Genomic DNA, 17,148 nt, shown 5'->3' with positions numbered 1-17,148 from the left:
TATTGTTAAGAGTCAACGATTTCCGACATTTGAAGCGACTATTCGGCTTTGCTTCATTCAGAGTGGTGGGTAAGATCATCGGTGTATGATTTTACCCACTATTTCTTTTTTAATTACTGAAGACCTGAGAGTTATGAACTAAACTAATAAAACAGGTGGATTCGACTGACCCAATGTAGATTGTTCGGATTTTATTCTTTCGATTATGTTATGTCCCAGTCTTCCGAAATTGTTGCTAGAGCAAACTTAATAAATCCTCGTACCTTTTGTTTTTTAATATCTTTTTGTATTTCATTATAATATTGAACAAATCATCTGCTTCATTGGTTTCAGCCACTTCATAGAAAAAAGATTTTAATTCATTAACCACTTCTGGATTCGGGATATACTTAACATCCTTTCTTTTTCCAATCCGTTTATATCCAAATATAGAAGAAGGAAATTGTTTCATAGTATCCTTTCTTCTACCGGAAATATTCTGGCCCTCGACTTGTGCGAAAATTCCGTATAGTGCTTCGATCGACAGTTTAGGAGAGAACGGTGGTTGTTTCGTTGATGTAAAAATCACCTTGATACCGTATTTATAAAACTCTTTAACTATTGCAACGTATTCATAAAAATTTCGAGCTAAACGATCACGACTGTATACAATGACTGTTTTTACTTTTTTCTGTTGAATAAGTAATCGTAACTTTTGTAAATCTGGCCGATCCTCAATGGCTAATTTATTGGCTGAAACATTATCATCTTTTAACCAAATCACTTTATCTAAATCAATCCGATTATTATGAATATAAGATTCAGCAAGTAGAATCTGCTTTTGAATGTCCTGCTGAGCTGTACTTACCCTGCTATAAACCGCAATAAAATCTTCATAGTATTTATTGGGTTCATAATATTGGTGTGATTCCATGAGAGTCTACTCCTTTTCTACAATTTTATTACTTTCTTCAAGAAGGAAACCCTTCATTTTTGGCTGTAATTCAAGCTGATCGATTAAAACTTTTTCAATTAGCCGTTTCATAAAATAATAAGATTCCTCTTGTAAATCTTCATTAAATGAAACTTTTACTATATCTTTTCGAGACATAATTACTCCTCCCGTCAAAGCCTTTTTTATAAGGATTGACGGAAGGAAAAGGTTTTAAACTACTTGATGTGTTTATCCAAATCTAAATCCATTTGCAATTGATATTCGTAATTTGTTTGTTTCGGTGATTCAATGAACACTTTTGTCTTAATGGGAACCCCTAACTCTTTCAGCAGATCGAGCAGGTTTGACATTGTTCTCGGAAACCTCCTTTCCATAGAACAAGATAAATCGTTCAATGACGGTTTTAGAGATTCCAACCTTTTCACAGCTATCTAAAATCTTTTTGAAAAATTGCTTTTGGCTTTCTTGTTTACTTATAGAATATCCCTCCAATAAAAAACGCGGCACATGATACTATCACTGAAAGATAGCATCATATAACCGCGGTTTTCGCTTATTATGGTTACTTTTATTTACTTTTGAACAAATCGGTTAATCAGAAAACATTATAGCTTCATTATTCGCCATTTGAAGAGTAAATGGTAAAAAGTTTAATAAAAAAAGAAGGAGCATTTCTTCCATGTCTGAACTACAAATTGCACTAACATTTAATATTTTATCCAAAAATATTGGAAATAACGTAATTTAACTCTAAAAAATTTGTTGAATATTGGATAAACTTGTGAATTGTTGTAAAATAATAATAAAACATTAACTTGTTCGGAAGAATGTTTATGAAGACTTGGGATATTGTGTTCACATATAGGAATTTTTCCTAGTTAGTAACTAATCCTCAAATGATGAATTTCCTTATAGGTAAGCAACATTAATCATCGGATCTATTAATAAAAAGGAGTGATAACAAATATGGATATTAATACAATTATAAGTCTAATTGCCATGGTAGCGACAGTAATATCAACTATTATAGCATTTATTCAAGTTAGAAAATGTAAAGAAATAAGAAATGAGATAAACAATATTAAACTGGAAACTTTAAGTATGGTTCAGAATTTAGAGCAGAATAAAACTACTATTACTAATAGAGGAACAAATTCAGGAGTAATGGCGCAAGAAGTAAACGGAGGAGTTCATATTGGAAAATAATTTTGATTCCAATAGTGGTATTATTGCTAATACTGTTAATGGTGGTATTCATTTAAATATAGAAAAAAGAAAGCGCATACCTTCCCTTTTACCAAAATTTATAGAAGTATTGACTAACTTATATCAAAACTCCACGTTGGATAGGGAAACTGAAATCCTTAATACCCAACCTTATACAATTGAAGAAAAAATTGATTACAACGATATCATTTTATACAGGGAGATTATAGAAGAATATTATATTTATTATCCTATTTGTGAAAGTTCTTTCGAATCTTTACGTCATATTGACGAGAATTCGAAGAAAAAAATATTAACGGACATTAATGAAATATATAGAGGAATTAAATTAGAATATATGGATCAATGTAGCAAATTTGAGAATCCGCTTGAGGAGCTAAAGAAATTAATCAGAAAAAATGCAGACAATATTATTAAAAAGGTCCAAGATAAAATAAAAAGTAGAATTGTAAATTCTTATGATGGTGAAGCGTTTAATGAACAAGATCTCGTTATATGTTTAAATATTTTTGTTTGTTATGCGTTAGGTGAATGTAAAATTTTAGAAAGGCCAGAAAAGAAAATATGATTATCATTAGAAGTGATGTTAAACCTCATAGTAATATATATTATTTGGGCGCTGTATTTTTAGATGTTATAAAGAAGCAAAAAAATTCTACAATAAATCTAGAATATTTGATCTCATTAGTAAATAATTCTTTCCCTTCATTATCAATTAACCAAATATTATATACATTGGATTGGTTATATTTACTAGATGCAATAAAATTATCTGACGAAGGGGATATTGAAATTGCGGTTAAATAAATTAGAAGTTTATAAAACAGTTCCACATATAGAAATAATTAGACAAATTGATTTTAAAATTAATGGTTTAAATCTAATTGTAGATAATACAACAGAAGTTAAACAAGATTCGGGGAATAGTGTTGGTAAGTCGACAGTCATACATATTATTGATATTTGTCTAAATTCTAGTAGTTTAACTAAGCTATATAAAAATAGAGATGCTCAAGGAGAAAATATAAAGTTAAAAAATTTATTAGAGGAAAACAAAGTTCAGGCTACTCTAGAAATAATTCATAATGGTAAAATTTATAGCTTTACTAGGAGCCTCTATAAAAGGGGTCCAAGATTAATTAATAATGAAAGGGTAAAAGAAAGTGAATATGAGAGTTTTTTAAAAGAACTTCTTTTTAATTCTAAGGAAGACAAACCAACTTTTAGACAGTTAATTTCGAAGTTTGTTAGAACAGATGAAATCCAACTTAATAACATAATATATTATTTAACATCAACAAGTTACATTGTATACGAAGCCATTTACTTATTTTTGTTAGGTATAAATGATGAGAGTATTATTAGTGAAAGGCAAAAATTAGAGGAACAGCTAGCAAAATTAGAAGCCAAATCAACTATTTACCAAAATGATCCAAGTATTCCATCTTTAGATCAAATAGAACAAGGGTTGATGTACATAGAATCAGAAATACAAGATTTATTGGAGAAAAGAAATCAAATTGATTACTTAGAGTTATATAAAAATGAATTAGAAAAAAATAGTGAGATAAATAGTAAATTAGATAATTTACTAAGTGAAATAAAATTAATAGAATTTGAGAGAAATACGATTAAGAAAAGCTTAACCATGATAAATGAAAGTAAATCAAATATAGATATAGATATTATTAAACAAATATATTTAGATGCGAAGGCATTTAATGATAAATTAAATAAGCAATTTGAAGATGTACTGAATTTCCATAATCAAATGGTTGAAAACCGTAGTAAGTTTGTCGAAAAACAGCTTAAAAAAGCAGAAGCTAAGTTGGAAACACTTAAAAAAGAGCAAGCAGATCTAATTGAATTAAAAAAATCCCAAAGTATTGAACTAATAGATGAAGGCTTATTAAAAGAATTAAATAATATTAACGTTGAAATAGAAAACTTGAATATTAAGAAAGGTGAGTTATTAAAGGCAAAGGAGATCCAAGAAGGTTTAAAGACTGAATTCGAAACGATTAATAAAGAGTTGGAAAGAATTAACTCGGATACTCAAGACGATGACCATTTATTACCATTGAAAGAGTTTAATGATGTATTTAAAGAATATTCCGATAAATTGTATGGAGAAAAATATATTCTTTACTATGATAGTAAATGGAGAGATAAAAAAGGTGGAAGACCTTTTAGCATAGGTAATTTAATGGGAAATATCGGGACTGGTAACAAGAGAGGGTTAATAATTGCCTTTGATATGGCTTACCTAACATATGCTAAATCAAAAGGGATTGTATCACCTCGATTTTTAATTTATGACCAACTTGAAAATACACATATAAATCAATTGGATACAATTATAGAGCTATCAAATGAAATAGATGGGCAATTAATTTTTCCTATATTAAGGGAAAGAGTAAAAGGAATTCATGATGATATAATCGAAAAATCAAAGATAATTGAGCTATCGCAGAGCGATAAATTTTTTAGAATATAAACAGTAAGAATATATGTAATTTACTTGGGATTTTTAAGATTTACTTTTAGAAATTATTTTATTTGATAAAAATAATTTAAATTGGAAAGAGCTAAGATTTTGACTTAACAGCAAACATTGCCACATTTATTTATTACTATGGGTACCTTCAAGGCCACTGAAGTGTATCCCACAACTTATTCTTAATAGAAGGTAATACCATATTTTAAAAGAAAACAGGTAGCAGTAATTTCTCCCCTATATTAAAGAAATTTACACTTTTATTAGAATTTATCTTTCTTGGTGGTTATCACAGCCGTTACCTTCTCTTATTTGTGATTTTTGAATATAAATGAACTGTTCTAATTATTGATTTTATTCAACTCTTCTGCTAAATAAATTAGCTTCACACTAAGTATTAAATGCTTTTGTTGCCATTGAACTGCTCTTTTACTTGGAATGTGGTGAAGTGACTATTTTTACAATCTATACACTAGGCCATTAATATAGAGTAGCAGGCATTCGTAATGTATCTTTTATGAAAGTAAAAATTTATCTATTAATGCCTACCTATCTTATCTAAAAAGTAATGAAATTCGAATGAATTAGATTTACAGTTAATTCATTATTAGTTTAGTATTTAAAAAGATTTAAAAGGAGAAAGAGTTTGTGTCAAAAATAAAGAGAAATTGCTTATGTCCATGTGGGAGCGGAAAAAAATATAAAAAGTGCCATGGTAGTATTAAGCCAGTAACGGAACTTTCAAGGGATCCACAAGTTGCATGTATATGTGGAAGTGATTTACATCCGTATGATTGTTGTGGTTCATACCTTGCTTCTTCTCAAAGATTAAGTCCATCAATTAAAAATAGTCAGTTTTTTGTAAAAAACAATAGATACAGTAAAGAATATAGAGGGAAAATTTATTTTTGTATTTTATCAACTGAAACAAAATATTGGAAGATTTTTAGAAGTTTTTATGTGTATGGATTGGAAATAAATGGTCGTTTTTTTAGACCTAAAACACTAGATTTTGTTCTTGAAATGCAATCTGATAATTATACTATCTGGCAGATTAAGTGTAATCTCGATTATTATACGGGAGCTATTATTAACTTAAAAAGTTCTAATAAATTGCCAAGGGATGAAATACAAATTGAAGAATGTAATATATCAATCTCCGAACCGATTTATAAGATTGAAGTTCCAAATATTAGAATTATAGAGAATCGATATCTAAGACTATTTCATCATACATCAATTAAAGGGAATAGTGGAATTATTAGTAGTAAAGAGTTTTGGCCTTCACCTTATGATCTTCAAGGTAGTAAAAGACAATTAAAGAGGGTAAACTTTGGATATTTTACAGATATCCCTGAGCTGAAATATGAAAGTGACTTATTTAATGTTGCGATGCGAGAAAAAGGACGTGCAGTTTTTCGAACAGATGATGAATCACAGTTTGAATATGTAGATATATATGCACAGCCATCTTATAAAAGAGAAAGAAGATTAATTTTTTATATTGATATTAAGATGCTTGTTCCAGTACCTGCTATATATCACGAACAGGATGGAAATCAATTTATTGAATTTTTTCACCCACATATATTTAGAATTGCAGTTAAACCTGATACTAATTTACCAATTGAGCAATATGAGGATGGGTGGAAATTAAATAGTACGATCTCATTGCATAAGGTTAACCAATTTCCTATTGCTAATGGTAATAATTTATTTGAACTTGGGTATATTTACCTTGATAAATATATCGAACAATAATAGGAATTTTTAATTTAAGGCAAACACTACTACATCAAGATGTCTGCGATTACCAATCAAGCCATGTGGAGTGTGTTTCACGGCTAGTGTTAAAAAATGATTGAGCGTGTTTAAACTTTTACACACTCAATCGGCGCAAACTTGTAGTAAATTTTAACATTTTGGTTGTTATCTACTTCTATCCGTTCAATAAAAGGGAGAAAGAAAGTGTCTGCTGAAAATCAAGTAATTGTATCAAACTCCCACCCTGCTATTATCTCTAGAGCAGATTTTGAAGCTGTACAAGCACAAATGAAAATTAGAAAGAGGACATAACTGCTCCTAAAAAGCATTTATTTACTAATATTGCTTTTTGTGCAGACTGTGGAACAGGCATGTGGTACAGACAAAATCGAAAGGGATATATATGTGGGGGATACGGTAGGCATGGAAGCAAAAAATGTAGTCACCATGCTATTAAAGAAAGTGGCCTTAAATCAATTATCCTTTCTGATCTAAAAAAATACGCAAGGGAAATCAGTAAAGAAGGTTTAATAAAGAAACTAGAACAACAAACGGTGAGAGCCGAGAAAACGACGAACAAAAAGCTAGCTAGCATTGAAAGGGAAATGAAACGGCTAGTTGAAAGAAAAAGTAAATTTCTCAACCTGTTAGCAAATGAAATCATTACTAAAGCTGATTATCAACGGGCTATTGAAGAAATCAATAGAGAATTGAAAAGACTGTCTGCTCAAAAGACTGAATTACAACACTCATTGGAAAGTAAAAATATCCATGAGGAAATTGCTAAGCTAAAAGCCGAGTTAGACAAATACCTTTTGTTCAATGATTTAACAGAGGGAATGCTACACCGATTTGTTAGAAGAATTGAAATAAAAGCAGATGGAACACCGAAAATCTTTTACAGATTTTCGGCTCCTTCTGCTTAATTTTCCCTCAAAACTATCTGCGACACACATTCAACATGGCTCGAGTTGATAGATTTGATGTCTGCCTAATTTGCCTGTTTGGGAAACATGTCCATGGACCTTTTATTACTATAGAATGTCATTACAATATAATTTACAAAACCATCCATCATCATGAGCAAGATAAACAAAATTATTATTTATTCGATTAAAAAATGGTGTTATTAAGGATTTCCCAAAATGAGGCAAATATAAAATTTCAGTCATTGTGATGTCTTTTTGAAACAAAAGAATGACGGTTGCTCCAAGCGTATCGTTTGAGCACTTATATGGAGCCACGGTTGTTGTTTAAACTCGCCATTAGATCACGTGTCGGATATTTAGGTCACCAAAATCGTTGTGTAACTTACGAGAATAAGAACCATTGCGCGAATTACCTGAGTTAAAGCCGGTACGATCGTACTTTTCAAAGTCTAAAAAGAATGTTAGTTCTGTCGCAAGTAACGTATTCACTGCCGTTTCTAAATGCGTACGGAAAACCTCGGTGATATCTTGTTTTTTTGACTAGTGCATCGACAAGCTCTGTTGTAAACTGATTCATAGGGAGACCTCTTTTCTGTGAATTTTTTGCGATAACTCAATTCTATCAAGAAAAGGTCTTCCTTTTTTATCATTCTATTCATTTACACAAAATATTTCATACTCCCAAAAACTTTTTTAAATCATACTCCCTTTAAATATTGTAAGTTAATATTTGTTTTTTAGTTCTTTATAGGCTTTTAATTGTTGCTCCATCATTTCAACAGAATCGTGTTGAATGGCATTTGGATCCTTCTGAAGAAGTCCTTTAAAGTAGCGTTCATATTCTTTAAAGAAAGCTGTAAGAAAATCTTCAAACTCACCTTGAAAGGCGATTTCTGTTGTATTGTCGTATTCACTGTAGGCTTTAATAATAAGCAATTTACCAGTTTTGTTTAAAGTATATTCCATTGCATTTTCATAGGTTTCAAATCCATTAGAAAAAGATGTATGGTTTTCTTTTAATTCCAAAAGAATTTTCCCCATACCTAAAAGCAAGGCGTCATGGAAAGTGGAATTACAAAGTTCTTTTTTTTCCCCATTTTGCTGCACAAAAATAGATAAACGACAGGCTAAATAGTCATCTATATTAAAAGGTTGTCCAATCATTTCATCATATAATTCAACAAAAAAAGATATTTTCATTATAATAACTCCCTCTTTAAATGTTGAGATATCAACGGTTTAACCCGTTTATACCTTATTAAAAAAATATTTTTACTGATATATATTTTAGTATTTTACATTACTTTATTGATTTACAGTTTGAGGATACGCTTCTGCTTGACAATATCGCTGCCAATTACTAACGTGTTTTCAAGAACTTGATTAATTTTATGGTTTGTACTAAAATTCATATGATAGAGTCCTCTGTGTGATGATGGGTCAATGAGCGTCGACACTCATGCATCATACTAGAGGGCTTTTATTTTTTCAAGACCCCGAAAATCCTTCTAACAGGATTGCTCCTTATTATTTAACTTTTATCACACTTTTTCCGGACAACGGGTACGCAGTGACAATCATACCATCTTTATCAACAATGACTTTCATTTTATTTATACCATACTTATTTAGGTTATATTCATAAGATTTATAACCATTAGCTGCTTGACCTTTATAAGTACCTTTTTGTAAAGATTCCATAATAATATTTTTAATTTGAGATTCAGATAAGTTTTTGGGGAATAATGTATCGCCCTTTTTAGCACCTTTGCCCAAAATATGTCCATTCTTTATATGTTTCCATCCTTTGCTAGCATTACCTTCAAATAGAACGCCTCGACTATTGTGCTTTAGAATTTTCCCCATGTTACTGGCAACTTTAATAGATTTTTTCGCGAGACCTTTAATTGCTAAACGAACAACTTGAGAACCTATAATATATGCAACATAAGGAACCGCTGAGGCAGATACAACTGAAGAATCATAAATTGTGATTTCACCAGTTTCTTTATCAATAAACTCTATAATAAAATTTTCATCATCTATAACATTAATATTTAAATCATACTCTTTTTCAATTAAATCCCCATTTTCTTCATATGTAATGTTATACTGGGCAGTATTCTCTTCAGGTTGTATTTCTAAAGTAGTATCCACATCATAGTTATATGTTGAAACTTTACTTTCTATAATAATCCTATCATTCTGAACATTTAAGTTAGAAACTTCTAGTTCAGTATCCTCAGCAGTATTAAACTCTTCTTCAAGTTCTTGGACAATTTCTTCTGTTTCGTCTGCTGCATAGTTAAAAACTTCTTGAATATTACTTTCTACAGATGCAGGAACTTCATTTTCAGAGGTAGCAGCATATACATTACTTGCAGTTGGTCCAATACTTAAAAAACTTAAAGTAAAACATAATGAGATAATCAATAGTTTTTTCACTCTAATCCCCTTTTTTTAATGTTAATAATCCATTTCCGTATTCTGATTGTTTGCCCAAAGGTTTTGCGTAGTCTTTTAAATGCTTGAAATAAGAAGTTCGATCTATTTTTTGCTCGCTTAAGAGTTGTGCAATAATTCCCGTTGCATAAGCTGTTGCATATGATGTTCCATCAAGACTTTTATCTCTCATTTTATTAATTTTTACAGCTTGTACGTTTATACCAGGAGTAACATAGTCAACTTTATTTTTTGCAGCCGTTGGATCTCGTTTTAAGTTTTTGTCAATCGAGCTAATAGATAATACCTCATGATAGCGAGCTGGATAGTCCGCTTCAAATCCAAGGTTATTTCCAGCAGCTGCAACAAAAATAATGTTCTGTTCATAGCCTTTCTTGATTGCCTCGTGTAATGCTGGATCATCCTTTTGAATGCCAAAACTCATATTGATAATATCCACTTCATGCTTTATTGCCCAATCAATTGCAGCAACAATATCTGAAATTGAAGCATTTCCATTTTCATCTAAAACATTAGCATCATAAAAAACAACATTCTTAAATACACCTTCTACAGGATTCAATAAACTTTTTTTGGCGCCAATAATACTTGCAATAGCAGTACCATGACCGTAAGAATCATTTGAACCGTTTCCATTAAAAGTTTCCGCAACTGTCACATTAGCTTTTTCAGCTTGAATACCACTATCAATAAGAGCTATTTTTATAGGGCGTTTACTAGCTGTTCCTTCAATGTTTTGAAAGTCAATTACTTGTAATGCCCAATTTGTTTTATTGGATACGTAAAGTGTATAAGTACCGAATACCAATAAAATACTTGCATTCAGAAGAAATATTTTCTTTATAGATTTCTCCCCCCTATTAAAGGGCTGATATCGTATCTGCACAAAGTCTTATAATTTGAGAAAGGCTAATATTTGGGCGTTATAAATCCTCAGAATCGCAAATACCACCCAGTTGCTTAATTAGAAGATTTTTCTTTTTTTCGTTTAAACAGTAATTCTACAAATTATAATCATATAGAAATATAGCAAATGATTAAATTGTTGTAAATATTATAAATTTACTAAATTTTCGATCGAAGAAATATGCAGACAGTCCTTGATATAACGAGATAAAGAAGTAATCCAATTGGACAGAAAAAGTAGACACAGATTATTATAGTAATAATTGATGTTAGTCTAAAAATTGGACACGGAGAACAGGGAGATTATAATAAACTTAATTACAATAGGTTAGAGGTGTCCAATCATGAAAAAGAGAACATTTGATCAAGAATACAAGATTCAAGCTGCTGAGTTATGCTTGGAGGGGGGACAAGTCCATCGCCCAAGTGGTAAAAGAACTAGGTTTGGCTTACAACACTCTTCATCGTTGGGTCAAAGAATATAAAGAAAGCAACGGAAAGAGTTTTGTGGGTTCAGGCCATATCAAGCCACAAAATCAAGAAATCATCGAATTACGCCGCCGCAATCAAGAGTTGGAGGAGGAATTAGCGATCCTAAAAAAAGCGTTAGGCATCTTCACCAGAAACCAGAAGTAATTTACGCCTTCATTTTTCAACACCGAAATGAATTTCTTGTTGTGAAGATGTGCCAAGTTTTCGGTGTTTCAAGAAGTGGGTATTACGACTGGCTCAAGCGTGCGAAAAGTAAACAGAACAAACGAAAAGAACAACTCACTCCACAAATTCGAAATGAGTATCTAAAGTCCCGTAAGATTTACGGAAGCCCAAAAATTACGCAAGAACTACGCAAACAAGGGATTCGTGTGTCTCAAAAGACGGTCGCTCGCATCATGAGCGAAGAAGGCTTGAGATGCATTACTGTCCGTAAATTCAAAGCCACACGAACAGTAACCATCCTTACAACGTATATTCTAATCTATTGAAACAAAACTTCCAAGCAACGGTTCCAAATGAAGTATGGATGGCAGATATTACGTACATTCCTACCGACGAAGGCTGGTTGTATTTAGCGAGTATCATGGATTTATATACTCGTAAGATTGTAGGATGGTATATCGATACACGAATGACGAAAGAGTTAGTCATCAAAGCGTTACAACGGGCTCTAAACAGCGAAAAACCAACGGGACGAGTGATTCATCATTCGGATCGTGGAAGCCAGTATGCTTCGAATGACTATCAGCAACTTTTACAGGAACATCATTTTCAAGTGAGCATGTCGAGACGTGGGAACTGTTACGACAACGCTTGTATGGAGTCGTTTCATAGCCTCATCAAGAAAGAGTGTATTTATCTGAATCGATTCCGCACGCGAAAAGAAGCGAAACAAGCCATTTTTGAGTACATCGAATGCTTCTACAACCGCAAAAGAAGTCATTCAGCCCTTGGCTATGTATCGCCATGTGAATTTGAAGCTGCATATTACGCTAACCAGAGAAAAGTAGCTGCATAAATTCAGCTATTTCTCTCTGTTTAACGTGTCCGTTTTCTTGACATAACACCAAATCTTCAAGTTCCGATAAACCATATAAAGCTTACCATTTTATAAATTCCAACTGGGGGAAGAAATGGGAAGATATTAATCCAGAGTGGAGAGGAATAATTGAACAGATTATATACGGTAAAAAGGAAAATAATACTTCATATATTGAAGTAGCGGCAACGAAAGATGAAAATTAATACTTCGCTTTATCTTATGGAAATCATTTTTATGATACATTTTATGGTATAATCATTTTCAAATTCAAAAAAGGGTTTGATAAAAAATGGATTTAAATTCGGCTGATCGGGAACAGATACTGTCGTTTTTGAAAAAAATAATTGTTGAAACATTACATGATCAATCAGTAAAAGTCTATCTGTTTGGTTCGTGGGCTCGTAAAGAGGAAAAGAGGACATCCGATATTGACATCGCTCTTTCTGCAGATTCAGCTATTCCGATTTCTAAGTGGGTGGAACTTCGTGAACGAATAGAGGAATCGCCATTACCGTACAGAGTAGATCTTGTCGATTTATCTAAAGCCGATCAGGCTATGAAAGAAAAAGTGAAAAAGGAAGGAATTTTATGGAACGGTTAAAGGAACGTATTCAACTTGCTTTAAAAGCTCTTCGTGCTTTCCAAGAGGTTTTGCTCCTAGAGAATCCAACGGAAGTTGAACGGGATGCAGCTATTCAGCGATTTGAGTTTAGTTTTGAAGCTTGTTGGAAAGCAGTAAAACAATTTTTATATGATAAAGAAGGAATTGATGTCGGTTCACCTAAAGGAGTAATTCGTTCAAGCAGGGAAATTGGAATTTTATCTGATGAGGAAACGATCATTGCATTAAAAATGGTAGATGATCGGAATTTGACAGTTCATACATACAATGAAGAGCTAGCTGTTGAAATTTTTGGCAATCTCCATAAATATTATCAACTTCTCTATAACTGGATTATCCGTATAGAGAAGAGAGAATATTAAATATAGTTGGAAGAGTAAAATTCCGTTAACGATGTATCGTTGTTTTTTAAGATTGGCATTTGCAGTTCGCCCACTCAATTTTCTACGCCTGGAAAGAATTATGAACATCGTTTTATATTGAACAGATTTTCCCTATCTTTTCTCAAACAATCGATTGTTTATCGTCAATACCGAATACATGCATTCGGTATTGACTTGTGTAAATGAAATTTGCTTCATCGGTACCGGCGGTATTCGGGAGAAAAGCGGAAAAACGGCTCTACCGGCCGGGTCTGAAGGATCGGCTGACAATAAGGATCCGGTTTTTGCTTTATTTTGTTTTTTGATTAAGCCAATTCCCGATTTCAGCCATCGGTTCCACATTCACTTTATCATTCCCCGGGGGCGCTTTAATAAAAAAATAACTGTGCCGGGTTGTGACCGTTGAGCATATTTAATGCCTGGGGGAGTTACATAGAAATCGCCTTTTTGAAAGGTGTATAGTTCTCCTGTTTCCACATCTAAATATTCCGTTTTTCCGCTGATAATGTATTGATATTCATAAGCTTGCGTGTGGTAATGCGGCAATTCACCCTTAAAATCACCGTATGAAGTGATTCCGATTTCCAGTTTGTCGCCTTCTATAAATGGAAGTGTTTGCGGGCGTGATAATTGGCCGACAAAATATTGCCTTGTCGTCTTTTCGGGCGATTTCTTAATTTGTTCGCTTATTTCCTTCACGAATTGACAAAGTTTTCCCCCCTCTTTTTTGATAGTTCTAATGTTTCTTTTGTTTTTGGCGCCTGTTTCTCAGTTTAAACTTCTTTCTTCGAATATGAAAAAAGGGACGAATGCAAAAATCTCGTCCAGTAGGAGTTGCTCTGATACACTTATTATTATCTTCAAAAAGCAAACAAAGATACCCTTATGCCACTCGTAACTGGTTTTTAATGGAATCTAGTGGCACTCCTCGTTGGGCTTCGTAATAAATAAACTCAATGAGATTGTGAATTTTTCTCGATCTCACACTCGCAAGACCGGTTGAAAAATCACTGGAATGTTCTGTCATGCAATAGATATACGTAAATTGTACGATGACCCAAAATCGTTTAATGGCTCGCTCATGTCGGATTCGATATCGATCGAAACCTAATGTTTCTTTCGTTTGCCGAAAGTAGCTTTCGATCGACCAGCGTTTCGCATAGTATTCAAGAATAGCCTGATCGCTCAGTTTTTGTGTCTGTACTCAAAAAACAACGCAAATGCTCGCTCGTCATCGGTTGATGGTTTTCCAACAAAACAATACCACCGCATTTGGAATGTCGTTCAATGCCCCTTCGTAGCGATACATTCGATACGTTTCGCCTCCCACGGTCACGAGGTGGGTATCGGAATTCGGTGTTTCGGATGATAACTCACTGATGGAGATCCGTCAGAGTACCAGAACATCCTTTTGTGAGCATTCCATCTATGAGGTGGACGAGATGGTTCATCACAGACTTGGAATAATAAAGTTTTAATCCGAGAGAAGATCATGTATTGTAAATTTCTTGATAATGTGCTAATCGTATCCATACGAGAGACATGAACCTCCTTGTTTGGGTAGTTTGATAGCACATCTATTCTAACCAAGGAATCGGTTCATGTCTCTTTTTATGTTTATTTGTAAATTTATGTTAGTAAATTTGCTCAAGTACAGTTTGAAAAAATATAAATTTCAAGTGAAGCGGAAGAAGATGGGGTTTTTCAAGAAAATAAATTCAATGTGAGTGTTCTTGAGTCTGAAGGGGATTCTTTTATTGCAATATTCACCGATCTAAAGACAGGTGAACAATACGAATATAACACTACTAAATTACAGGCTTCTGCTGTGCAGTATTTTGTTTACTTACTCGGAGGTGCTGTTTTAAGATATAGTATTAAAAAAATAGGTAGTAAAACCGTTTTATAAAATTGGAAAAAAGACTTTCCTGAAAAAGTCAAGCAGTGCAGCAAAAAACGCAGTGAAAACATTTAGGAATGTTTATTATAACGTTGGTGGTGGAAAAAAAGTAATTTTTACAAAAGCCAAGATGGAGCATATCCTGAAGAATCACCATCCAAGATATTGGACTGGAAAAAAGAATAAAGACTTTTTTGATCCGGATTTTACAGTTAATGATATTAAAAATATAGTAGCAAATGTTATAAATTCTAATAAATCAAAAATAAGTTCTGCACTTAAGAAAAAACGAGGAGTAAATGTTACAAAAAAATAAGGGGAGTAACATATGAAGTAAGAATAAATTCTAATGGCTATGTATCTACAGCATTTCCGAGAAAATGAGGTGAACAGGTATGATTGAAAATGACGTTATGATAAAAACTTTCGTATATAATTACAGCCATGAACTTGAGGAATATTATACGGTAAAAAAGACTAAATTTTTGTCGATTGATGACCCTCTGGCCGGGATTGCCGCCAAGAAAATATTGGAAGAGAATAACTTGGATTACTTGGCAGGCTATATATTTTTAAGTTATGATGGAAAGCCTGTTTTCACGGAGGAAAGAACGGAAACCGAATGTTTGTTAACAACGTGGCTGGATTTGGCAAGAATTTTAAGAGAGGAAGAAGATAAAGAATTTGAAATATGCTTCCTTGATAATGCCGATGGGAATGCCATAATCAAAAAAGAATCCGGCAATTATGTAATTACATTACAAAAGAGAAAACAAGGACCGGCGGATACATTTACAAAACCAGCGGAAAAATTAAAGGAGGCAGTCCGCAAAAATTTTGTCAAGTTTATCGGGTTTTGCCGGCAGCCGAATCTTGTTTTCTCAAAAGAAAGCCTATATTCAAACGCTTTGGAAGAATACGAAAAGATCAAAGGATGAAGGCAGGAAGTGTTTCTTCACTTTCCAAAAGACAACAGCATAAAAGTAAGGTTTTGAAAAAATCTATCCAAAAAGACATCGCTCCCAAAATAATACATGATTTTATGTATCATCAGAAGAATTGAAAAACCCTGAAATCCTTGCATACAATGGATCTCAGGGTTTTTAAAGTGTAATGGAACACTTGGGTATTTAAGCCCGGTGGAGTACAAAGAGAAACACCTCAAAAAAATTGTCTAGTTTAGTGTTGACATACCAATACAAAAAAAGTTGACAATTATACATGTAAATGGTAAAACTATACTTGATAGGCAAACATTTTATTTACTACATCAAGATGCCGCTCATTAAGCAGGGCATTTTTTTTTCGCGCACCATTGATAATGATTATCATTATTGAAACACAATCATAATCAATGGTGTTTTTTTACGTCATATATTGAGAATGATTATCGTTACCATTAAATGCCCTGGCATATAAAAACATAAAGGAGGGAGGAGTAAGTAAACGCAATTGATTTAATAAGTAATGGCAGGGTTTATGAGAATGGATGTAATACCAAGAAATGAAGGAGAATGGTAGAGAATGATTCAAACTAATCTAAGCTATAAAAGAACTGTTGCGATGTTCATAAGTGTATTATTGCTATCCATAGCGATTGCTGTATCTGTATCTGCCGCAACATTAAATTATCAGTTTTTAGATTCTAATGGGAATTATTCTAGTCACGCGAGTTCGTTTATTGTTGGTGATGCCGTTATCGATGGTAATTCTGCAACTATTACATTGAAGGATGCTAGTTATATTGGTGATTTATTAGTATGGGATGGCAGTGATTATGTTTCCGCCAATCGGACAGTTGATGCGGATGGAAATGTTCAATTTACTTTTGACGTCTATGATTTCGATGTAAATTTAGCTGTTCAATTATATGTAAACGCTGGTCCGCATAGTGGATATATTCCTCTATTTATTCAATGGCTTTGATATTTTCAGAATATTTGGAGAGTGGCGGGGTTTTTCCATTCACTCTCCATTGGAAAAATT

18 protein-coding genes and 3 pseudogenes are annotated in these 17,148 nt (G+C 32.7%); 12 read left to right on the top strand and 9 right to left on the bottom strand.

The features are described 5' to 3' along the window. Window positions 1-235: 235 nt before the first annotated feature. From NSU19_RS16535 to NSU19_RS16525, 3 genes are read right to left on the bottom strand one after another with little or no spacing between them, the layout of a single operon-like run. Window positions 236-913 carry a recombinase family protein gene (locus NSU19_RS16535; RefSeq protein ID WP_339197447.1) on the bottom strand — a complete coding sequence of 226 codons (678 nt, stop codon included), beginning with the start codon at window positions 911-913 and terminating at the stop codon, window positions 236-238. 6 nt (window positions 914-919) lie between these two features. Continuing rightward, on the bottom strand, window positions 920-1,090 hold the full coding sequence (locus NSU19_RS16530; protein WP_216408873.1) for a hypothetical protein: 171 nt from the start codon (window positions 1,088-1,090) through the stop codon (window positions 920-922). A gap of 59 nt (window positions 1,091-1,149) precedes the next feature. Continuing rightward, window positions 1,150-1,284, bottom strand: coding sequence for a hypothetical protein (locus NSU19_RS16525; RefSeq protein WP_263061633.1), 135 nt, complete (start codon window positions 1,282-1,284; stop codon window positions 1,150-1,152). A gap of 616 nt (window positions 1,285-1,900) precedes the next feature. Between NSU19_RS16525 and NSU19_RS16520 the strand changes: the two genes are divergently transcribed. The 6 genes from NSU19_RS16520 to NSU19_RS16495 all read left to right on the top strand — a co-directional run bounded on the left by NSU19_RS16520 (window position 1,901) and on the right by NSU19_RS16495 (window position 7,348). Continuing rightward, window positions 1,901-2,140 carry a hypothetical protein gene (locus NSU19_RS16520; protein ID WP_095309799.1) on the top strand — a complete coding sequence of 80 codons (240 nt, stop codon included), beginning with the start codon at window positions 1,901-1,903 and terminating at the stop codon, window positions 2,138-2,140. Then, the gene (locus NSU19_RS16515) at window positions 2,130-2,729 is read left to right on the top strand and encodes an ABC-three component system protein (RefSeq protein WP_095309797.1); all 600 of its coding nucleotides are present in this window, start codon (window positions 2,130-2,132) and stop codon (window positions 2,727-2,729) included. The genes NSU19_RS16520 and NSU19_RS16515 overlap by 11 nt, the downstream gene beginning before the upstream one ends. After that, window positions 2,726-2,968 carry an ABC-three component system middle component 6 gene (locus tag NSU19_RS16510; protein ID WP_095309794.1) on the top strand — a complete coding sequence of 81 codons (243 nt, stop codon included), beginning with the start codon at window positions 2,726-2,728 and terminating at the stop codon, window positions 2,966-2,968. The genes NSU19_RS16515 and NSU19_RS16510 overlap by 4 nt, the downstream gene beginning before the upstream one ends. Beyond that, window positions 2,955-4,658: a DUF2326 domain-containing protein gene (locus NSU19_RS16505; RefSeq protein WP_339197435.1), complete on the top strand. Its 1,704-nt coding sequence runs from the start codon at window positions 2,955-2,957 to the stop codon at window positions 4,656-4,658. The genes NSU19_RS16510 and NSU19_RS16505 overlap by 14 nt, the downstream gene beginning before the upstream one ends. Before the next feature lie 648 nt (window positions 4,659-5,306). Then, window positions 5,307-6,419, top strand: a complete 1,113-nt coding sequence (locus NSU19_RS16500) for an SEC-C domain-containing protein (protein WP_095309790.1) — start codon at window positions 5,307-5,309, stop codon at window positions 6,417-6,419. 374 nt (window positions 6,420-6,793) lie between these two features. Beyond that, window positions 6,794-7,348: a hypothetical protein gene (locus NSU19_RS16495; protein ID WP_339197429.1), complete on the top strand. Its 555-nt coding sequence runs from the start codon at window positions 6,794-6,796 to the stop codon at window positions 7,346-7,348. Window positions 7,349-7,582: 234 nt separating this feature from the next. Here NSU19_RS16495 and NSU19_RS16490 read toward each other — a convergent pair. The 4 genes and pseudogenes from NSU19_RS16490 to NSU19_RS16475 all read right to left on the bottom strand — a co-directional run. After that, window positions 7,583-7,928, bottom strand: a pseudogene (locus NSU19_RS16490) (transposase); the annotation flags it as partial. Between the two features lie 146 nt (window positions 7,929-8,074). Then, entirely contained in the window at window positions 8,075-8,551 is a 477-nt protein-coding gene (locus tag NSU19_RS16485) for a hypothetical protein (RefSeq protein WP_066247761.1), read from the bottom strand. A 327-nt stretch (window positions 8,552-8,878) separates the two neighbouring features. After that, window positions 8,879-9,796 carry an SAR2788 family putative toxin gene (locus NSU19_RS16480; RefSeq protein ID WP_063388929.1) on the bottom strand — a complete coding sequence of 306 codons (918 nt, stop codon included), beginning with the start codon at window positions 9,794-9,796 and terminating at the stop codon, window positions 8,879-8,881. A gap of 1 nt (window position 9,797) precedes the next feature. Beyond that, entirely contained in the window at window positions 9,798-10,622 is an 825-nt protein-coding gene (locus tag NSU19_RS16475) for a S8 family serine peptidase (protein WP_157727859.1), read from the bottom strand. A gap of 442 nt (window positions 10,623-11,064) precedes the next feature. On the opposite strand from NSU19_RS16475, the pseudogene NSU19_RS16470 reads away from it, so the two are divergent. The 3 genes and pseudogenes from NSU19_RS16470 (at window position 11,065) to NSU19_RS16460 (ending at window position 13,241) form a co-directional block, all read left to right on the top strand. After that, window positions 11,065-12,233 (top strand): annotated as a pseudogene (locus NSU19_RS16470) (IS3 family transposase). Between the two features lie 313 nt (window positions 12,234-12,546). After that, window positions 12,547-12,858 (top strand): nucleotidyltransferase domain-containing protein, encoded by a 312-nt coding sequence (locus NSU19_RS16465; protein WP_130158900.1) that lies wholly within the window; start codon window positions 12,547-12,549, stop codon window positions 12,856-12,858. Then, the gene (locus tag NSU19_RS16460; RefSeq protein ID WP_063389150.1) at window positions 12,846-13,241 is read left to right on the top strand and encodes an HI0074 family nucleotidyltransferase substrate-binding subunit; all 396 of its coding nucleotides are present in this window, start codon (window positions 12,846-12,848) and stop codon (window positions 13,239-13,241) included. Before NSU19_RS16465 ends, NSU19_RS16460 begins: the two co-directional genes overlap by 13 nt. Before the next feature lie 363 nt (window positions 13,242-13,604). Here NSU19_RS16460 and NSU19_RS16455 read toward each other — a convergent pair whose 3' ends face one another. After that, window positions 13,605-13,961: a cupin domain-containing protein gene (locus NSU19_RS16455; protein ID WP_339197425.1), complete on the bottom strand. Its 357-nt coding sequence runs from the start codon at window positions 13,959-13,961 to the stop codon at window positions 13,605-13,607. 184 nt (window positions 13,962-14,145) lie between these two features. Next, window positions 14,146-14,610 (bottom strand): annotated as a pseudogene (locus NSU19_RS16450) (transposase); the annotation flags it as partial. A 613-nt stretch (window positions 14,611-15,223) separates the two neighbouring features. On the opposite strand from NSU19_RS16450, the gene NSU19_RS16445 reads away from it, so the two are divergent. The 3 genes from NSU19_RS16445 (at window position 15,224) to NSU19_RS16435 (ending at window position 17,088) form a co-directional block, all read left to right on the top strand. Next, window positions 15,224-15,478, top strand: coding sequence for a hypothetical protein (locus tag NSU19_RS16445; protein ID WP_094244488.1), 255 nt, complete (start codon window positions 15,224-15,226; stop codon window positions 15,476-15,478). A gap of 79 nt (window positions 15,479-15,557) precedes the next feature. After that, on the top strand, window positions 15,558-16,100 hold the full coding sequence (locus tag NSU19_RS16440) for a hypothetical protein (RefSeq protein WP_339197421.1): 543 nt from the start codon (window positions 15,558-15,560) through the stop codon (window positions 16,098-16,100). A 586-nt stretch (window positions 16,101-16,686) separates the two neighbouring features. Then, entirely contained in the window at window positions 16,687-17,088 is a 402-nt protein-coding gene (locus NSU19_RS16435; RefSeq protein ID WP_066247764.1) for a hypothetical protein, read from the top strand. Window positions 17,089-17,148 lie beyond the last annotated feature (60 nt).

Origin of the sequence: Aeribacillus sp. FSL k6-2211, from assembly GCF_037966125.1 — a bacterium.
Taxonomy (GTDB): Bacteria; Bacillota; Bacilli; order Bacillales; family Aeribacillaceae; genus Aeribacillus; species Aeribacillus composti.
The sequence above is the reverse complement of the archived record's forward strand: the minus strand, read 5'-3'. Positions and strand labels throughout refer to the sequence as shown.